The 18,035-nt window shown below is 44.9% G+C and carries 17 protein-coding genes; 7 read left to right on the top strand and 10 right to left on the bottom strand.

The window, feature by feature from the left end:
* Positions 1 to 36: 36 nt before the first annotated feature.
* A complete protein-coding gene (locus ACHUFZ_RS03690; protein ID WP_394125937.1) occupies positions 37 to 2,157 on the bottom strand; it encodes a sensor domain-containing diguanylate cyclase in 2,121 nt (706 codons plus the stop codon).
* Positions 2,158 to 2,509: 352 nt separating this feature from the next.
* On the opposite strand from ACHUFZ_RS03690, the gene ACHUFZ_RS03685 reads away from it, so the two are divergent.
* Positions 2,510 to 2,893, top strand: a complete 384-nt coding sequence (locus tag ACHUFZ_RS03685; RefSeq protein WP_394126365.1) for a L,D-transpeptidase family protein — start codon at positions 2,510 to 2,512, stop codon at positions 2,891 to 2,893.
* Here ACHUFZ_RS03685 and yddG read toward each other — a convergent pair.
* From yddG to ACHUFZ_RS03655, 6 genes are all read right to left on the bottom strand, one after another.
* Positions 2,874 to 3,797, bottom strand: coding sequence for an aromatic amino acid DMT transporter YddG (gene yddG / locus ACHUFZ_RS03680; RefSeq protein WP_394125936.1), 924 nt, complete (start codon positions 3,795 to 3,797; stop codon positions 2,874 to 2,876). The genes ACHUFZ_RS03685 and yddG overlap by 20 nt on opposite strands.
* A gap of 63 nt (positions 3,798 to 3,860) precedes the next feature.
* Positions 3,861 to 4,259 carry an OsmC family protein gene (locus ACHUFZ_RS03675; RefSeq protein ID WP_004411377.1) on the bottom strand — a complete coding sequence of 133 codons (399 nt, stop codon included), beginning with the start codon at positions 4,257 to 4,259 and terminating at the stop codon, positions 3,861 to 3,863.
* A 13-nt stretch (positions 4,260 to 4,272) separates the two neighbouring features.
* Entirely contained in the window at positions 4,273 to 5,268 is a 996-nt protein-coding gene (locus ACHUFZ_RS03670) for a Gfo/Idh/MocA family protein (RefSeq protein WP_394125935.1), read from the bottom strand.
* A gap of 38 nt (positions 5,269 to 5,306) precedes the next feature.
* Entirely contained in the window at positions 5,307 to 5,921 is a 615-nt protein-coding gene (locus ACHUFZ_RS03665) for a LysE family translocator (RefSeq protein ID WP_394125934.1), read from the bottom strand.
* Positions 5,922 to 6,038: 117 nt separating this feature from the next.
* Positions 6,039 to 6,959 (bottom strand): LysR family transcriptional regulator, encoded by a 921-nt coding sequence (locus tag ACHUFZ_RS03660; RefSeq protein WP_394125933.1) that lies wholly within the window; start codon positions 6,957 to 6,959, stop codon positions 6,039 to 6,041.
* Positions 6,949 to 7,401 carry an Lrp/AsnC family transcriptional regulator gene (locus ACHUFZ_RS03655; RefSeq protein ID WP_394125932.1) on the bottom strand — a complete coding sequence of 151 codons (453 nt, stop codon included), beginning with the start codon at positions 7,399 to 7,401 and terminating at the stop codon, positions 6,949 to 6,951. The genes ACHUFZ_RS03660 and ACHUFZ_RS03655 overlap by 11 nt, the downstream gene beginning before the upstream one ends.
* Before the next feature lie 214 nt (positions 7,402 to 7,615).
* Between ACHUFZ_RS03655 and yjeH the strand changes: the two genes are divergently transcribed.
* Positions 7,616 to 8,875: an L-methionine/branched-chain amino acid transporter gene (gene yjeH, locus ACHUFZ_RS03650; RefSeq protein WP_394125931.1), complete on the top strand. Its 1,260-nt coding sequence runs from the start codon at positions 7,616 to 7,618 to the stop codon at positions 8,873 to 8,875.
* Here the strand turns inward: yjeH and ACHUFZ_RS03645 are convergent.
* On the bottom strand, positions 8,861 to 9,619 hold the full coding sequence (locus ACHUFZ_RS03645; protein ID WP_394125930.1) for a class II glutamine amidotransferase: 759 nt from the start codon (positions 9,617 to 9,619) through the stop codon (positions 8,861 to 8,863). The genes yjeH and ACHUFZ_RS03645 overlap by 15 nt on opposite strands.
* 41 nt (positions 9,620 to 9,660) lie before the next feature.
* On the bottom strand, positions 9,661 to 11,085 hold the full coding sequence (pdxR, locus tag ACHUFZ_RS03640; RefSeq protein ID WP_394125929.1) for a MocR-like pyridoxine biosynthesis transcription factor PdxR: 1,425 nt from the start codon (positions 11,083 to 11,085) through the stop codon (positions 9,661 to 9,663).
* Positions 11,086 to 11,179: 94 nt separating this feature from the next.
* Between pdxR and ACHUFZ_RS03635 the strand changes: the two genes are divergently transcribed.
* Positions 11,180 to 11,839 (top strand): pyridoxamine 5'-phosphate oxidase family protein, encoded by a 660-nt coding sequence (locus tag ACHUFZ_RS03635; protein ID WP_394125928.1) that lies wholly within the window; start codon positions 11,180 to 11,182, stop codon positions 11,837 to 11,839.
* 18 nt (positions 11,840 to 11,857) lie between these two features.
* On the opposite strand, the gene ACHUFZ_RS03630 is transcribed toward ACHUFZ_RS03635, so the two are convergent.
* Positions 11,858 to 12,850: an AraC family transcriptional regulator gene (locus ACHUFZ_RS03630; RefSeq protein ID WP_394126364.1), complete on the bottom strand. Its 993-nt coding sequence runs from the start codon at positions 12,848 to 12,850 to the stop codon at positions 11,858 to 11,860.
* Positions 12,851 to 12,976: 126 nt separating this feature from the next.
* Here ACHUFZ_RS03630 and ACHUFZ_RS03625 point away from each other — a divergent pair, with 126 nt between their 5' ends.
* From ACHUFZ_RS03625 to codB, 4 genes are all read left to right on the top strand, one after another.
* Positions 12,977 to 13,324 carry an MFS transporter gene (locus ACHUFZ_RS03625; RefSeq protein WP_394125927.1) on the top strand — a complete coding sequence of 116 codons (348 nt, stop codon included), beginning with the start codon at positions 12,977 to 12,979 and terminating at the stop codon, positions 13,322 to 13,324.
* Entirely contained in the window at positions 13,324 to 14,547 is a 1,224-nt protein-coding gene (locus ACHUFZ_RS03620) for an HlyD family secretion protein (RefSeq protein WP_394125926.1), read from the top strand. The genes ACHUFZ_RS03625 and ACHUFZ_RS03620 overlap by 1 nt, the downstream gene beginning before the upstream one ends.
* 118 nt (positions 14,548 to 14,665) lie before the next feature.
* Complete coding sequence (locus tag ACHUFZ_RS03615; protein ID WP_394125925.1) at positions 14,666 to 16,012, top strand: magnesium transporter; 1,347 nt, start codon at positions 14,666 to 14,668, stop codon at positions 16,010 to 16,012.
* Between the two features lie 784 nt (positions 16,013 to 16,796).
* Positions 16,797 to 18,035 (top strand): cytosine permease, encoded by a 1,239-nt coding sequence (gene codB / locus ACHUFZ_RS03610; RefSeq protein WP_394125924.1) that lies wholly within the window; start codon positions 16,797 to 16,799, stop codon positions 18,033 to 18,035.

Raw genomic sequence — 18,035 nt, 5'->3', positions numbered from 1 at the left:
AAAAGCCTTGCGATGTTTCATCTCAAGGCTTTTTTATTAGGCGTTAACCAACATCAGCGTCGAACCAACCACGCTGTTACGTCCGTTATCTTTCGCTTGATAGAGAGATTGGTCAGCCGCGCTATACAGTTTGTCGAAGCTAAATTCGCTTTGCTTCAGCTCCATAACCGAATACCCAACAGACACCGTCAGCGTCTCTTTCACCGAGCTCTGTTCATGAGGAATGGATTCAAGCTCAATGCTACGGCGGATACTCTCTGCTAACTGTTCGACTCTCTCTGCATTTTGAGTGGTTATCAACAAAGCAAACTCTTCTCCACCGATACGACAAAAGACTTCACTATCCGACTTAGTGTGCTGTTGCAATATGCTACCGACTCGCATCAAGGCAATGTCACCCTGCATATGTCCATACTGGTTGTTGTAGAGGCCGAAGTAGTCAATATCGACAATAATCAGCCCATAGCATTGAGAGCCCGAATTCGTGTTACGGCAGATATCTTCTAACAACGCTTCGAGCATTCTCCTGTTACCTAAACGTGTCAGAGGATCGAGCTTTGACATAGTTTCAAGCTGTTCATTGGCATTTTGCAGCTCTCGTGTTCTGGTCTTCACCTCTTTCTCAAGGTTATTGTTCAGCTCATGAATCGCCTCTTGCGCTCGCGTTCTAAGCAGGACTTCAGTTAGGTTTGACGCAAACATACGGATCACTTCACGCAGTTGGTGAGTCAAAGGTGAGCGTTTAATTAAGTTATCTGCCGCAATGAAGGCTATCGGTTCGCCACTGTTACTAACCAACATGGTCATAGCTGTCCAGCCAAAGCCGACAATATTGAAATCATGGTAAATCGGTACGGACTCTTCAAACACCACTTCGTTGGGGTTGGCGCGCGCAGCATTAACAATGGAGCGATTAATGGTTTCAGAACGATAGTAGGACTCATCGACTACATTACCCTGAATGTCGGTCCCCCAAGTCCCTTGCATATAAGTACAAGATTCATCCGTGAGGAAAACGGCAAAACGGTCAATACCTAAACGATTAATCGCAAACGTCACAGCAGACTTACACACTTCACTAATGGTCATGCAACGAGATAACTCAACCATGCTTGCATGTAGCATACGCACGTTCTGCTCTTGGCGCTTACGGATATAGATCTGTGACAACAAGGTTCCAAATGATTCAAGCATTTGGCGTTGATATGAAGTGATAGGCGTGCGGTGGATATAGTTATCCATGGCTATCCAGCCGATGATCTCATCGCCATCACGCAAAACCAGCATACCGTTCCAACCCTGGCCGATAACACTCCCTGCCGTATACAAAGGCGCTTCTTCGACAACTATCAGATTCGCTTTACCTTCAAACAACGCATCAATGTAGGTTTCTTCTAGTTGATGAAGGTCGTATTGGGTATGATGCTCACTGACTGTGTTGCCCTGCTCATCAGTACCGTATGTACCGCTAAAGCAACGCTTTTTAATATCAAGCAGCATGAAAACTGCACGGTCAAATCCAAGCTTTTCACGGATGACCTCTACCGCCATGCGATACAATTCATCAAGGTTTTTTGGATTGGCGATCTCCGCCGATACTTCTTGGACAAGTTTCATGTTGTCAATAAACAACTCGCGCTGCTTGATCACATCGAGGTACTTAGCTTCTTTGATGTCTCGCTGCTTAAACTCTTTCGCTGCTTCGGTCTCGGCACGAACACACTGCCAACGAGAAGCAATAATCTGCAAGGCATCCAATTGATTTAGCTGATTTAGCTCACTTATCTTTTCCGCAGACGCATTCTCTATCACCAAATAAGCGCGTCTTTTGGGGTGATTATCAAGCATAAACACATAACTGTCTTCGGCCATAATCTCCGAATAATTCCACTTACAAGTATTTAGCACTAAAGGGATAAGACCATCTGAAGAATCAAATTGCGAAACCCAAGTCCAGAAAGTATTCGGGTAATTTAATAGTGAAGCAGGGTTGCCATGACTAAACAAAAAGTTTAGTTCAGTGCCGCTTTTCGGTTCTAGAAAGACACCAATATTCTGTGGTTCCAGTAGTTCATCTAAATACTGAAATAGCGCATTAGCCAGAAAGCGATGGTTTCTAGCCGAGAGAATATCTTTTAGTAGTACCCTTGGAAACATAGCCCTAGCCTGAATCGAGTTATTATTGTAGTTCGATTAAAAAAGTAACAGCTAGAAATATGCAATCAAATGTATTTGCGATCGCTTGTTAACTGACTCGCAAATCACCAAAAGCAATATGTGCAGATATGATACTCGCTACATTTTGTTGATGTTGTTTCCATATTTTGCATCGTAGTAACTATCGCTATAATAACTAAGATAAGAATCACTCATTAGTTGAGTCGATACCGCCCCCAAGATTTAAAGGATATGTAGTTTGACGCGTTGGTTATGCCTATTTAGTCTCTTTTTCACTCTGCCCACATGGGCAAGTGTCGATTTGATCGAAGTCGATAAATCGAAACGTCGTATGTATCTCATCGACAATAATCAAGTTATCAAAGAGTTTAGGATCGCACTTGGTAAACGTCCGAAAGGCCATAAGGTCTATGAAGGTGACCAACGTACTCCAGAAGGACGCTACTATTTGGATTTTGTTATGGATAGCTCGGATTTTTACCGTTCAATTCATATCAGCTACCCGAATCCAAATGACGTCGCCTATGCTGACAAACTTAACGTCAGTCCAGGTGGGAACATCAAGATCCATGGGCTTAAGAATGGTGAGACCCGCCCAGCGAAGTATATTCAAAGTTTCGACTGGACGGATGGCTGTATTGCAATAACCAACCAAGAGATGGATGAGTTACTCAAACTGGTTAAGGTTGGAACGCCTATTGAGATTCGTTGGTAGTCAGACTGCTCTTATCACTGGCCTTTTCTCTGGTTACCCACCAGCACATTAATGAACCGATAGTCACCATTACCACACCTTGGATGAAGCTTTGCGTCAGCACTAGGCCTAAGATCACCGATGAAATAATCGTCGACAGTACAGGCGTAAAGTAGGATAGCGTTGCCAGCAGCACCATGTTTCCGCCAATAATCGCGTAATTCCACAGCGCATAACCACTGCCCATAGCGATGCCAGCAATCAGCAGTAATCCCCCAGACTCGAGGTTTAGTGCCATTCCGGTTTCACTGCTTAACGCATATTTTATCCATAACGTAATAGCGGTCATGATGAAAAACAGCGTAATCGCATTTTGCCCATTGGCGATACGTTTGGTTAGATTACAGTAAATCGCCCATAAAAACGCACCAGTAAAAGCCATGGCATAAGTCACTGGATTGGTTGCAACGTTGGCAGCGATTTGCGCCACCGATAACCCTTGCTCTCCAGTAATGCTCCAAGCGACGCCAAGAAACGCTAACGCAATGCTTGGATAGACCAACAAGCTGGTTTTCTTACCACTGGTTAATACCGCCAACAGCACTGTTAGTGCAGGCCACAAGTAATTAATCACCAACATTTCTATCGCTTGCTGACGCGTGTTTGCCATTGCCAAGGCCAGCGCTAGACAAATCTCATAGGCAACAAACAAACTGCCACCGAGCAATACATAGCGAGGTGAGTACGAACGCAGCTTAGGTACTCCCATCACAAGCATCAAGAAGATCGATGCTACGGTATAGATAGCTGCCGCGCCACCAATAGGTCCGAGCATTTCAGTCACAGCGCGAGCAAGCCCCATGACGCTACTCCACAGGAGAATGGCGGCCACGCCCGCTAAAGTAAATTTATGGCGATTGTTCATGTGATTCCCAACTAAAAATAAAAAAGCCGAGCAGAGTGCCCGGCTCTTAATATTGGTGACGTATTAGATGATTTCCCAACTGTGTGTCATCTCAATACCTTTGCCTAGCATCAAACATACTGAACAGTATTTCTCTAGTGAATCTGCCGCCACTTTTGCCACGATCTCAGGATCTAAATTGTCGCCAGATACTTCAAAGTGAATGTTAACCTGAGTGAAGATACGCGGAGCGGTTTCACGACGCTCGGTAGTCAGTTTTGCGTTACAAGCTGTCACGGCTTGTCCTGCTTCTTTTAGACCATCAACCACGTCTACAGAGCTACAGCCACCTGCCGCCATCAGTACCATTTCCATTGGGCTTGGCGCTGTTGCACCGCCGTTACCATCCATTACAATTGAATGACCTGACTGGGATTGACCTAAAAATTTAAACTCTTCAATCCATTTTACTTCAGCTTGCATCTGCTTCTCTCTTCTACTTATTTGAGCACGTGTTATCGGATGGAAACTTAACGCCAGTCTGATGACGAATTTCCTCTAGCAATTTTGCCACAATCAACGAACGTTGGGTGCAACTTTCATTACTCATTTTGTTATTAAACTGATGAGCAAACTCAAGCGCCTCGTAATACATAGGGTTAGAATCTTGCTTAACGCTGAGATCGATCCCAATATCGCTCCCACGAGTAAACTTAGTCAACTTTTTAGCAGTCGAGATCATCTCCACCAGCAACGCCCCATCTTCACCTTGGATTTCACTTGGCAAATAAGAGTCACTCGTTTTCGAGTGCTGTAACACCACTTCAAAGCCTTGATAGCCTAAGATAACACTTCCGCTGCCATCCACGCCCGAATCAAGTAACTGAGCATGAGCTTTCACCGTGTTAGGCTCACCAAACAGTTCAATCGCCGAGCTTAAGCAGTAAAAGCCAATGTCCATAATCGAACCATTGGCAAACTCTGGATTGAAAGTATTGGGGTTCTCGCCCGCAAGGTATTTCGGATAACGTGAAGAGTACTGACAATAAGTGATCAGCGCTTTGCGAATTTTCCCAATACCCGACATTGCCTCTTTCAAGCGTTTAAAGTTGGGTAGATGAGGCGACATAAACGCCTCAAACAGCAACACATTACTCTCTTTAGCAACATCGAACATCTCGGCTGCCAACGCAAAACTTGCGGCCATTGGCTTTTCGACAATGACATGTTTGCCCGCTTGCATCATTTGAATCGCCTGAGGGCCATGCAAACTGTTCGGGCTAGCAATATAAACCACGTCAACCAAAGGAGATTCAGCCAAGGTTGTTAAGTCATTGAATAAGGCAGGCGATGAGTATTTTTGCCCAAACTGCTCCGCGCTCTCAAGTGAGCGAGAATAAATGGCGGTCAGCTCATACTCACCCGTTTTTAACGCAGCTTCAATAAACTGGTCGGTAATCCAATTTGTACCAATAACAGCAAGTTTTATCATTATTTTTCCTTAACCTGCGCGAAAAATTAAAAAGACAATTACACCGTAAGTACGACGCGTATTGCCAGCAGAATAAGTACCGCGCCGGACAATCTGTCAATCAATTGTGCTTTAGAACGAATCTTATCAATCAGTCGAGGGCTCGAAAGTAAAAACGTAATCAAGGTATACCACAGACCATCAACAATGAGTGGCGTCATAACGATGACACTCTTAGCCGTCACGCTGTCACCCACCGCCACAAACTGACTAAATAGAGCGATAAAGAATAACGCAATTTTTGGGCTCAACAATGAGATCAAAAAACCTTCTTTTGCTGACTGCCAAACACTGGTTTGCTGCCCAGATTCGAGCCTTTCAGCAACGCCCCCTTTTGAACGCAGTGCGTTGTAGCCCAAATAGACAAGATAAGCCGCACCTGTATAGCTAATAGCCTTAAACAACAGAGGGGACTGCTGCAGCACTACGGCTAAGCCAATCAGAGTAATGAAGGCATAAATACCAATACCAATTGCATGAGCCCATGCTGTCGCTAAACCGTTAAGGCGTCCACCCGCAAGACTGTGCTTGGCGACCATAGCTAAGCTTGGCCCCGGCGACATTGCGCCAAGAATACAGATTGTAAAAAGTGATAACCAAACCGTGAACGTCATAATGTCAGATCCTTTCGTTGAGATACCGAGCCTTGTTGTCTGGCTCAGTGAATACATCCAACGTTAATTAAGTTAGGGGATGATTTGAAATCAAAGTTAATCATGACCTTCATGATTTCAAATCATACCAATTGAGTATGGCGAGGTTTGCATTGCATGGAGTACTTTCTCTCGCATCCATTGATGTGCTTTGTCGTTATCATATTTAGGGTGCCACATCAGCCAATAGTGATGAAGCTGGGTATCGAAAGGCAATGAGCAATATTCTAGCCCCGACTCTTTAGATAGGTTCCGAGCTATGTGCTCTGGAACAACCATGAGGTAATCACTATTCTTGAGTGCATTAATCGCTGCGGAAAAAAATGGCACTTTTAACGCAATACGTCTTTGATAACCAAGCTGGTGCAGAGCAACGTCGGCTTTAGAGTCCTTATCTCCTCCTCCAGTCACCTTAAGGTGAGGAAATGCAACCAAGTCATCACAACTTAGCTCACCGCTCATTTGCAGAGGATGATCTTTTCTCATCAAGCAAACCGACTTATCCTGCCCTATTTTCACGCTGCTCAACTGTTCCGGTGGCGCATCCAACATCGTCGATGCTAAATGAATACCTGATTGTTCAAACTGGTTAAGAAAGTCCGGTTGCCATAATCGATAAGCGATGTTCACATTTGGCGCTTGTACAACCACGGTTTCAACCACGTCAGGCACAATATACTGCGCAACGTAATCACTCGATGACAACACAAATTCTTGTTGCCACGTTTGAGGATCAAATGCTTTCTCAGCCAATAAAGCATCAAACTCTTCCAATAGGCTTCTGAGCTTGTCTTGCATCGCTAAAGCTCGCGGCGTAGGAACGAGTTGGTTGCCATCTCTAACTAACAAAGGGTCATCGCAAATTTCACGCAATTGAGCCAATTGACGACTCACCGCTGACTGCGTGATATGAAGCCGATGCGCTGCATTGCTCACGTGGCACTCTTCGAGCAAGACGTGAAGAGAGCGAAGGAGATTTAAATTTAAATTACTTAACATTTTGCATGGTGTTGAAGAATTCGGTTAATACGGTATGTGTCATCAAATGGCGGAGTTCTGGGATTCGCTGCAATTCATCACGAATCTCATTTAAGCGTGTCATGGTCTCGACTTCGACATACAACATCATGTCAGTTTCACCGCTGATAGCATGACACCATTTGACGCCGTCGATCTGATAGATCATCTCAGCGTAAGCTTCACAGTAATGAGTCGAGCTCGACATATCAAACTTCAGCGCCAAATAGGCTTTAATCAGATCTTTAGGATTAGCCAGCGCGATATCAGCATGATAACCAAGGATGATATTCTCTTGCTCAAGCTTTTGAATCCGAGCGGTAACCGCAGAGCGCGATAAGTTAACCTGCCGCGCAATGTCACTGACACTCTCTCGAGCGTTATTTTTTAGTATTGAGACGATTTGAGCGTCGAATTTATCCATATAAGTGCTTCCTTTCCCTCCAACTTATTCCGTTGGTTTTGGCAATGTGACATAAAACTTACCCAGATGAAAGCTGACAAAATGACAGAAATATAAACAGCTTCCGACAATGTGACGGCAATCTGCGACGAAATGACTAATGCACAACTAAGCCGCATACGTTAACCTAATTTGACGCATTCATCTGTCGAATACTATCAGCAAGGAGAGCATGATGAGCCAATTGAAAAAAGAGATCACCTTACTCTCTGGCATCGGCCAGCTATCGACCACCTTACTTGGCACTGGCTTATTCATGGTTCCGGCCATTGCTGCGGGTACTGCTGGGCAATTTTCTTTATGGGCATGGATAGTCTTATTTGTTGCTATATGCCCAATCGCTTTGACCTTTGCTCAACTGGGCAAGCGATTTCCAAGTGCGGGTGGCACCGCCTATTTCGTGCGTAAAGCGTTTAACTCTAAGTTAGAAAAAAGTGTCGCTTGGCTGTTTTTAAGTGTCATCCCTGTCGGCGTTCCTGCTGCGATTGCATTAGCCGCTGGTTTTTTGCAACAGCTACTGCCTAGTGGACTAAACTCACCCATCTTTGCTCAAATCCTTACGGTTGCTCTGCTTATTGGGGTTAACTTAGCTGGCGCTAAATCGTCAGGCCGGCTACAAACCGTTATCGCACTGGCAATTTTTGCTTTGATTGCGGCATTTTGGTGGCAAGGCGATTTCAGCAGTAACGACTTGATATTGCCTGAGCTCACCACTGAAAGCATTTTGCCGATTGGTCTAGCACTCGGTGTCATGTTTTGGTGCTTTGTCGGCATCGAGGCTTTTGCTCATATGGGCGAAGAGTTTAAGAATCCTCAACGAGATTTCCCAATTGCCATCATTATTGGTTGCTTTGTTGCTGGCGCCACGTACTGGGTATGCTCAGTGATCATTCTTAAGATGCAAGCGTATGGTACGCCAATGTTCGACAGTGGCTCAATCCCTTGGGTTGCCAATCAGCTGTTTGGCGCTGAGTTTAAAACACTCATCAGTATCATCGGGTTCGCAGCCTGCTTTGCCAGCGTAAACCTGTACACACAAAGCCTATCACGTATGTTATGGGCGCAAGCAAGAGAATACAGCCCAAATAGCTCGTTGGCTCGTTTATCCATTCGTGGTGTTCCTGCAAATGCGACGTTAGCGGTCGGCGCGGTAGTACTTGTCTCATGTATTATTGGTGAACTGTCAGGGTTGGATCTCGAGTTCTTTTTGAAGCTCGCCAATGGCATTTTTGTGCTTATCTATCTTCTCGCCATGCTTGCCGCCTATAAACTGCTGACAGGGATTAGCCGTCATTTAGCTGTGGTGTCGTTAGTACTGTGTACCGCTGTGTTTATTTGCCTAGGCTGGTCAATGCTCTATGCAGTAAGTGTCTTTGCGCTGCTAAACCTGCCTTGGCAAAAATGGCGAGCAGTGAAAGCATCAAATAACGTATGACGTTATCTTGTCTAGGTGGATAGCGAGGATGCTCTGCGGGCTGACCTGCTTCCACTGTGGACTCTTTTCCAAAGGCTCTGAAGCCAACACAACATTTGCGCCATCTTGTTTGATAAACACCGTTGGCGCTTCTTGATCAGAGCTATATCGAACTACCCAAAACTGCTCCCCGTCTGAGATGCAGATTGAGGCTTTTAACGGTTCCTCTATCAGCTTACTCTCCATCACCTTCACGATCATCGACAAGGTCATTTTAATCGCTTCAACTGGGTTGTCCTTTAAGCCATTTTGCAGCATCAGCAAAAAGATCAATTCACTGTCTGTAGTCCCCATTCGTTTCAGAAATAGCGACTCACATAATTGACGTTCAAGATCAAATTTAACCTGCTCAAACCCGCCAATCTGACCATTATGGAGGAACATCCAGTTTTCACTCATAAAGGGGTGGCAATTAGAACGAGAAACTTGTGTACCTGTAGAGGAACGCACATGGGCCATAAAACGATGAGAGCGAATATGGTGGGTCAATGAGCGAAGGTTTTCATCCCCCCAAGCGGGAAGTACTTCGTGAAATTGTCCCGGTGTATCTCGCTCTGTGTACCAACCAAGGCCAAAGCCATCGGCATTCACTCGCGTGACCGCTTTACGCGCTTCTAAGCTCTGATGCACCAAAGAGTGCTCCGGTTCATAAACTAACTTATCCAAATAAATGGACTCTCCTTGGTAGGCTAACCATCGGCACATACGATTCCTTTCCTTAGCTAATTACACCTTTATCAATAACATCACGAATTGAACAATTCAGCAAGTGTACGAATCTTAGGTTCAATATCATCTAAAGGCACATTACCAAACCCCAATACCGCACCAGACCAATTCCGCAGCTCCACCCCATCAAACTGCTCGTAGTAATTAAATGGGCGAATAACAATACCGCAAGCATTGGCTCGCTCTTCCCATTCCAGCTCTGAGATAGAGCCATACCACCTTAACGTTACGTGCAGCCCGGCCGCTTGGCTTATTACCTCTACCGAATCCGAGAAATAACGCTCAATCATGGTGACCATTAACTGGTGCTTTTGTTTGTATAGACGGCGCATCTTTCGGATGTGCCGAACTAAATCGCCTTCAGCTATAAAATCTGCCAATGCTGCTTGGGTATGGGTAGGAGAATCACCACTTAACGCATCCTTAAGCACCAATGCTTCGGCTACCATAGATTGAGGCAGAACCAAATAGCCCATTCGCAATCCATTAAACATCACCTTACTCAGTGAGCCGACATAAATGACATGTTGGTCGTGGCCCGTTTTTGCAGCCAACCCCTGTAAACTAGGATAAGGGCGATGAGCAAATTGAAACTCGCTGTCATAGTCATCTTCAATAATCCAGCCACCGCGCGTTTTAGCCCATTCGATTAGCCGCAAACGCTGGTTAATATCAAGTGTAGTCCCCAAAGGATATTGATTACTTGGCGTCACATAAATAGCCTCGGCGTCGCTGCGTTCGACCGCATCGAGATCAAGACCTTGTATTGGGCGAACCGGCGCAGAGTGCAGCTCAAAATTGAACAGTTTAAGGACTTTGGCCATTTGCGCGTATCCAGGCTGCTCCATGAGTAATCGACGATCTTTTTGCGAAGTGAGCAAAGCGGCAATCGCTAACGCTTGCTGAGCGCCCGAGGTAATCACAATTCTTTCAGGATCGCAGACTACCGAACGGCTAGTTGCTAAATAGCTAGAAAGTGCTGCGCGCAGGCTCTCATCACCTTGAATATCTTGCCCGCCCAGCAAGCTGATACGGCTAGTATGACGCATTAACAAGCGTTGCCATTTTTGGCTTGGGAATTCACTAAGATCAGGCACACCAGGAGAAAAGGCGCGGCTGTGATTTTTTGGTTTTATCGGTTGATTGGGCAATTCAGATGGATGGTCAGTGGCGACAAATTGATCGGGCAGTTCTAGTGCGACAAAGTAGCCAGACCCAGCCCTACTCTCTAAGTAGCCCTCGGCATGCAGCTGTTCATAAGCATGAATCACCGTATTTCGACTTAAGCTAAGCTCTTGAGCTAACTTGCGAGTCGATGGAAGCTTTAGCCCTTTGCCCCATAGTTGAGCGACAATTTTATCTCTAATAGCATCAAACAGCGCATCTTGCTTAGTGCGACTGTCACGACCCAGTTGTAAATCACCAATATCAATCAACGCCATAAGTGGATCCATCCATTATCTAAAACTGGCCCTAAATAAAGAACCAATTTAAGAGTACCTTAGCGATAAATCAAACGGTTATGAGGGACTCTATATGCTATCTACTACTCAAAGGACAGAAATTAGAAAAGGCGCACATAAGGCGGTCACTGAAACGCAAACACTTTACGATATTATTGATGAGTCTTTGGTCGCGCATATTGCCATCGGCGACAACGAACAACCGTTTGTTATCCCGATGTTGGCATGGCGTGTCACGGACAAAGTGTATATCCATGGTGCGAACAACAGCCGTTTAATGAGGAATCTAAGAAGAGGATTCAGCACTTGCCTTACCTTCACATTGTTTGACGGTTGGGTATTGGCGAGAAGCGCTTTCCACCATAGTGCGCACTATCGTAGTGCCGTGGTACTTGGCCATTTTACGGCGATTGAGGACAGCGGTGAAAAAGACCGCCTGCTTAATCACTTTATCGAACAAATCGCACCGGGAAGAACCGATGAAGTCCGTCTCAGTAACCAAAAAGAACTTGATGCGACCATGCTGCTCGAAATCCCCTTAACCGAAGCATCAGTGAAAGTGAGTAACGGCAAAGTTAATGATGATTTGGCCGATATGCAGCAGCCTGTTTTTGCTGGTTACTTGCCTTACCGTACTGTCGTTGGGCCGTTAGTTGCTGAGGAGGATTCGACTCATTCTGCAACCCCGGACTATAGCAGTGCCTACCCCCAACGCTGGCATCACCGAAGCTAACAGCTCTGTGTACCCTTGTTAACGCTCATCCAAGCTAAAATGCTGTATATATTGGGTGGGCGTCATGCCTCGATTCTTCTTAAACATGCGATTAAAACTTGCGGTATTTTGGTAACCCAAGCGACGCGCGACCTCATCGATATGGACCCCAGAGATAAACATCGACACAGCAATATTACTCAACACGTAGCCGCAGACGGTGGAAAAGTTCATTCCCAATTTACGCAGAGCACGTTGTAATTGCTGAGTAGACATACCCAATAAATCACTAACATGCTCCAAGGTAGGCAAACCAAAGTAACGGCTGTAGTTTAATACTTCGTAAATCACTTTTACTTCATCTTCCGGATCCGGCATGTTCAGCAGCTCATCCAAATCAGAAAAGTTCATCGCTAAGCGCCCTTTTTTTATGTTCCCCAACTGTTTCGTCGCGAGCCTAAGTTCTGAGTGAAACCAAATCTCGGTGCATGAATGACTCCAGTCGATATCACAACCGAAAAAAGCGCGGTACTTTTCCACGTTTTTGCGTGAGCCGGATAATCGTACTCGCAGTGGTGAAAAGTCTTTGCCTAAATAGAGCCGCATTACTTTGACCAAAGTAATCGCAATTCGGATGCTGTCATGCACTTTGCATTCGGCACTAAACCGAGGGTTTCTATAAGCCCACTTAATAATAGGGCCACTGATGGCTGCCGATAAAAAAGCGCCGTTTTGCAAACTATTTAAGCCATAGTTCAACCGTCGTATCGTTGAAGCAAAATCGTGACCAGAAAGCAGCCAGTGGCTAATTGCGCCAATACTCGCAACATCCTGCTCCATCATTGAGTCGAGAATAATGTCTGGATTTTGCGTCTGCTGCTCCAACTTTTGATACCAGTTATTCACTTCAGTAACAGGGACTAAGGTCATCGGGTTGTTAAACACAGCTTCTGGAATGCCAAGCGCACCATCAGCCAACTGGTATTGATTACGAACACTTTGGTGAATTTTGTAAATACCAATAGCTCGCATGAATCTAACTTTATTCATTTACAGATCAAGTCAATTTTAAATCTCATATGACTCAATCTGTCACATAAAAATCAACTTTTCAAATTTAGATCACAATCGGCGGGTCTAATTAATCTGGAGAGCTGAATGAGCTTATTAAGTGTCCCTTTCGTTGGGACAACTGCCGATACAGTTTTGCACGTGGTCGCTGGGGTAGTACTTGTCGCTACCGTGGCCGCTGCCATCTATGGTTTCTGGAAGTTTCACGAACTGCCAATCAACAAAGCCCACAGTAAAAACCATCATCAAATAGGGCTCATAACTGCGTTGACGTGGATCGGCTTTATTTGGCATTGGGTATGGGTGGTCGCCGTCATTCTGGCCTTTGTCGATATGGAGAAAGCAATCATCAATCTTCGCGATACTTGGCGCCATGCACCCAAAAGTCACCCTCAAACCAAAGATGAGCATGTAACCATTCAGGAGGACGCATAATGTTAGAGGGCTTAGCCGTATGGGCGCTTTTTATCTACCTGCTTCGGCTGGTTGGAATGCCTTGGAACAAATTCACTCAATCCTTTGCCTATTTAGGTGGTGCATCGTGGTTGATGTTTGTTTGGGTTGGATTGATTAACTTCACGCCAATGGATCTGTCAGGTGGCTCTGTGGTTCAGTCACCACATATTCAACTGCGTCCAGACTCGCCTAACGTCACCGGTAAAGTCGACAAGATCTATATTGAGCCGAACCAAGAAGTGACGAAAGGCCAGCTCATCTATGAGATCGATCCGACTCAATATCAAATCGCGTTTAATCAAGCTCAAGTCACGCAGGAAGCGGCTCAAGTTGCATACCATGTCGCCCAAGAAGACATTGAAATAGCTAAAGCCGAACACCAATCCATGCTACTTGATGTGGAAACAACTAAGAGTCGTTTAGCGACAGCAAAAGCAGACTATGACCTACAAGTCAAAATGCTAAAGCGCTATCAAGAGCAAAACCGTGTGGTCAAAAATACCATTACCGCCAGTGACATTGATAAACAGCAAACGACCGTAGAAAAAGCGAAGCACAACATCTCAACGCTAAAATCAGAGCTGAGCACTAAAGTTGTTGATGCAGAAAAAGCGCAGCTGAACATTAGCAAAGCGAAGCTAAGTGTGAAGAGTAAGCGAGCGTACTGGAAAAAGAGCCAAGAACAATTGGCGAAAGCGCAGTGGGATCTCGATAGCACTAAGGTATATGCCCCTGCTGATGGCTTTGTAACTAACTTTATTTTACGTGAAGGCCAGCGCGTCTCTATGATGCCGCGCTTACAGATGTACACCGATGAAAAATATGTGCTGATGCGCGTTAATCATCAAGCAATTCGTAATGTACAGCCAGGTCACGTGGCAGAGTTTGCCTCATCCGTCTATCCAGGCAAAATCTTTTCAGCACACGTCGAAGGCATTGTTGAAGCAACAGGAGAGGCTCAAGGTAACTTGTTAGGTTTTGATCCCTCTGTAAGAGCAACGACTGGCCAGAACCTGCAAAACAAACATCACTTTGTTCGCCTAAAGATTGAAGAGACCGAAGGGTACGACATTCCAGTCGGTTCGGTTGGCTTAGCATGGGTAAGTGGTGATAAACCAATTAGCTTTATGGCCTTCTTGGACGTCATCCGAGGGATTATTATTCGAATGAAGTCGCAATTGTACTACTTCTACTCAATCTAATTAGCTAACAGCCCAGTTTTACTGGGCTTTTTGCCTATTTTTAACCTTCTCCAACCTCCCCTTTCTGATACTATATCGCTCATCTAGATTTAAACCGTAACAATACGGAGCCTTCTTAATGAGCGAATTTCAAGACTTATCTTTCCAAATTGAAACCATCGCCCAAGCTGAGCCAGAACAGCAGAGCAACATCCTCAACCAACTCATCGAGGAAGGGTTGGAAGCGGGCTCAATCGCCTTGATCCTAGAAGCATTCCCAATCGATGAGCGTGTGCAATTGTGGCGTGGGCTTCCATTAGAACTTCACATCGATGTACTGACTGAAGCTCGTGCTGAAGTACGCCGATCAATCATTGATGAACTGTCTGAGATTGAATTAAAGCTCACCCTAGCGAAACTCGATAACCTATCTCTGATTGAGTGGGCCGACTCTCTACCCGACGAGATCATCAACGAAGCGCTACAACTGATCGAGAAAGATGAGTTAGAACTCTACGATCAAGCCAACGAATATCAAGATGATGAATTAGGCCGTTGGGCAGAAAGAAAGGTGGTGACGCTGCCTTTTAATATCTCTGTAGAAAAAGCCAAAGGATTGATGGAGCGTTACAGTTATGACGCCCCACAACAGATATATCTAATTAACAAACGTAAGCAGTTCCGCGGTGTCGTCAGCTATATCGATCTATTAAGATCAGAACCAACAGAACGACTGCGTCACCTTGCTATCGACAATGTGGTCACGCTGAACGCAACGCTAACTCTGGCGGAAAGTATCGAGGCTCTTGAGCACTCCTCTCTTTCCACCATGCCTGTCACCGACGACGATCAATTATTGATTGGTGAAGTCGACTGGCAGTTCGCACTAAGCACTCAGCGTGAAATCTATGAGGCTCGCTTGATGGCGGGTACTGGTATGGATGAAGGCGATGACCTGTTTGCACCGGTGATCAAAAGCTCACAAAAGCGTGGCGTTTGGCTAGGGATCAACTTAATGACGGCGATTTTGGCTTCAGTCACGATTGGGTTATTTGAAGATGTCATTGCCCAAGTCGTCGCGTTGGCTGTGCTAATGCCGATTGTTGCCTCTATGGGCGGTATCGCGGGTAGCCAGACTCTAACCCTAATGATTCGTGCCATGGCTTTAAACCAGATCACCTCAGGTAACCGCTGGGCCTTATTGAAAAATGAAATTGGTATCGGCTCAATTAACGGCTTGCTTTGGGCACTGATCATCGGCGGCCTAGCAGGTTTATGGTTTCAGTCTGCGATATTGGGAGTAACGATCGCGTTGGCGATTATTGTCAATATCATTACCGCTGCGCTATTTGGTGTATTGATCCCGATCGCGCTCGATAAACTGAAATTAGATCCTGCATTAGCAGGCTCAGTTATCCTGACAACTGTAACGGATGTCGTTGGCTTCTTCGCTTTCTTGGGCACAGCGAGTTTGGTGATGTTGTAACGCGATTGATATCATTTATGTCATTAGCAAATGTATGGTCATTTGCAATTTGCATTTTCAATATGCAAAGAGAACAGCATAAAAGTACAAAATATAATCAATTTCATAGCAATTCAGTGCTATTAAAGTTGGCACATATACTGCAGTTATATAACTGACCCTTCTTAAGCCGAGGGTCACCTAGCCAACTGACGTTGTTAGTGAACTCAAATTTTGTTCACAAGTATAGCGGCCAATCTCCCTTCTTGAGATTGGCCTTTTCTTTATCTTCTCGCCAAACTCTACTTCTTAAGTAAAATTCAAAAAAGTCCAAAATTTGGTTATATTGCATCCATAACGCGCAAAAATAACAACCAAAAACAAGCATCACACCTAGATATCAAACCATAACCCTCATAAGTAGCAACTTTCTTATTCACCAAAGGTTGTATCTGCTGATCACTCTAATAAACACATAAAGGTAACGTTTGCACACTGGCAATATCGTTGTAAAAATTGGCAACAGCCTATATAGAACACAATTCATAAGACATAGAGCACACCCAGACATCAAGCATCAATAAATAAACACTTTGATTCCAAAAGCAAAGGTTAAAACAAGAGATAAGTACAATTAAATTAAAATAATTAACCATTAATATCAAACACTTAAACTAAACACAAAAGAAAAACCAAATCTAACGATAAAATTATCATTGACACAGCTTTTTATATCATCATAATACGCGCCGTTTACCTAAAACTCACACAATTTGTATTGATAATCTATTTGCGGAGGTTATAAATGGCTGCGGACAATAACTACAGTCTGGGACCCGTGCCGACAACGGCAAGGAAAGGAGTCGCTTCACTTACCATGGTAATGCTTGGACTCACTTTCTTCTCTGCAAGTATGTGGACCGGTGGTTCCCTCGGTACTGGTCTTTCTTTTAATGATTTCTTCCTCGCTGTTCTTATTGGTAACCTCATCCTCGGTATCTACACCTCTTTCCTCGGTTACATTGGCGCTTCTACTGGTCTCTCTACTCACCTTCTTGCTCGTTTCTCTTTTGGTACTAAAGGCTCTTGGCTTCCTTCTGCTTTATTAGGCGGGACTCAAGTTGGCTGGTTTGGTGTCGGCGTGGCAATGTTCGCCATCCCAGTTCAGAAAGCAACAGGCATTGATACCAACACACTTATTATCGTTTCTGGCTTACTAATGACTGCAACGGTTTACTTCGGTATTAAAGCGCTGATGATTCTCTCTGCGATTGCTGTACCCGCGATTGCAATCTTAGGTAGCTACTCAGTTTCAATGGCAGTAGATAGCATTGGTGGTTTAGAACAACTTCAATTGATTCAGCCAGAAACACCGATGGACTTTTCAGTTGCTCTCGCAATGGTAGTGGGTTCGTTCGTCAGTGCAGGTACGCTCACTGCTGACTTCGTTCGTTTTGGTAAAAAACCAGCAAGCGCTGTATTAGTGACTATGATTGCCTTCTTTATTGGCAACTCACTGATGTTTATCTTCGGCGCGGCAGGCGCAGCAGCAACGGGTCAAGCAGATATTTCTGACGTAATGATTGCGCAAGGCCTTCTACTCCCTGCTATCATCGTGCTTGGCTTAAACATTTGGACGACCAATGAAAACGCGCTTTACGCTTCGGGTCTTGGTTTCTCAAACATCACTGGGCGTTCAAGCACAGTAATGTCTATCGTTAACGGTATCGTCGGCACAATCTTCGCTCTGTGGTTGTACAATAACTTCGTTGGTTGGTTAACCTTCCTTTCGACAGCAATTCCACCAATTGGCGGCGTAATCATTGCTGACTTCCTTATTAACCGTAAACGCTACCAGAACTTTGACAAAGCTGAATTCCAGACCATTAACTGGGCAGGCATCCTAGCGGTAGCTATCGGTGTTGCGGCAGGTAAATTCATTCCAGGTGTTGTACCACTAAACGCTGTTCTAGGCGGTGCACTAAGCTATGTTGCACTTAATTCACTACTAAATAAACACGCGCTGAAAACACAAGCAGCGTAA

The sequence above is a fragment of the Vibrio hepatarius genome, assembly GCF_043642085.1.
GTDB lineage: Bacteria > Pseudomonadota > Gammaproteobacteria > Enterobacterales > Vibrionaceae > Vibrio > Vibrio hepatarius_C.
This window is presented reverse-complemented; position numbering and strand designations above follow the sequence as displayed.

What these genes read in the sequence shown, in the direction of transcription:
- ACHUFZ_RS03630 (WP_394126364.1), bottom strand. Translation starts at nt 12,850, where the DNA reads ATGCGAGCTATTGGTATTTACAAAATTCACCAAAGTGTTCGTAATCAA.
- ACHUFZ_RS03645 (WP_394125930.1), bottom strand. Translation starts at nt 9,619, where the DNA reads ATGTGCCGATGGTTAGCCTACCAAGGAGAGTCCATTTATTTGGATAAG.
- pdxR (WP_394125929.1), bottom strand. Translation starts at nt 11,085, where the DNA reads ATGGCGTTGATTGATATTGGTGATTTACAACTGGGTCGTGACAGTCGC.
- yddG (WP_394125936.1), bottom strand. Translation starts at nt 3,797, where the DNA reads ATGAACAATCGCCATAAATTTACTTTAGCGGGCGTGGCCGCCATTCTC.
- ACHUFZ_RS03670 (WP_394125935.1), bottom strand. Translation starts at nt 5,268, where the DNA reads ATGATAAAACTTGCTGTTATTGGTACAAATTGGATTACCGACCAGTTT.
- ACHUFZ_RS03635 (WP_394125928.1), top strand. Translation starts at nt 11,180, where the DNA reads ATGCTATCTACTACTCAAAGGACAGAAATTAGAAAAGGCGCACATAAG.
- yjeH (WP_394125931.1), top strand. Translation starts at nt 7,616, where the DNA reads ATGAGCCAATTGAAAAAAGAGATCACCTTACTCTCTGGCATCGGCCAG.
- ACHUFZ_RS03690 (WP_394125937.1), bottom strand. Translation starts at nt 2,157, where the DNA reads ATGTTTCCAAGGGTACTACTAAAAGATATTCTCTCGGCTAGAAACCAT.
- ACHUFZ_RS03655 (WP_394125932.1), bottom strand. Translation starts at nt 7,401, where the DNA reads ATGGATAAATTCGACGCTCAAATCGTCTCAATACTAAAAAATAACGCT.
- ACHUFZ_RS03620 (WP_394125926.1), top strand. Translation starts at nt 13,324, where the DNA reads ATGTTAGAGGGCTTAGCCGTATGGGCGCTTTTTATCTACCTGCTTCGG.
- ACHUFZ_RS03615 (WP_394125925.1), top strand. Translation starts at nt 14,666, where the DNA reads ATGAGCGAATTTCAAGACTTATCTTTCCAAATTGAAACCATCGCCCAA.
- ACHUFZ_RS03660 (WP_394125933.1), bottom strand. Translation starts at nt 6,959, where the DNA reads ATGTTAAGTAATTTAAATTTAAATCTCCTTCGCTCTCTTCACGTCTTG.
- ACHUFZ_RS03675 (WP_004411377.1), bottom strand. Translation starts at nt 4,259, where the DNA reads ATGCAAGCTGAAGTAAAATGGATTGAAGAGTTTAAATTTTTAGGTCAA.
- ACHUFZ_RS03685 (WP_394126365.1), top strand. Translation starts at nt 2,510, where the DNA reads ATGTATCTCATCGACAATAATCAAGTTATCAAAGAGTTTAGGATCGCA.
- codB (WP_394125924.1), top strand. Translation starts at nt 16,797, where the DNA reads ATGGCTGCGGACAATAACTACAGTCTGGGACCCGTGCCGACAACGGCA.
- ACHUFZ_RS03665 (WP_394125934.1), bottom strand. Translation starts at nt 5,921, where the DNA reads ATGACGTTCACGGTTTGGTTATCACTTTTTACAATCTGTATTCTTGGC.
- ACHUFZ_RS03625 (WP_394125927.1), top strand. Translation starts at nt 12,977, where the DNA reads ATGAGCTTATTAAGTGTCCCTTTCGTTGGGACAACTGCCGATACAGTT.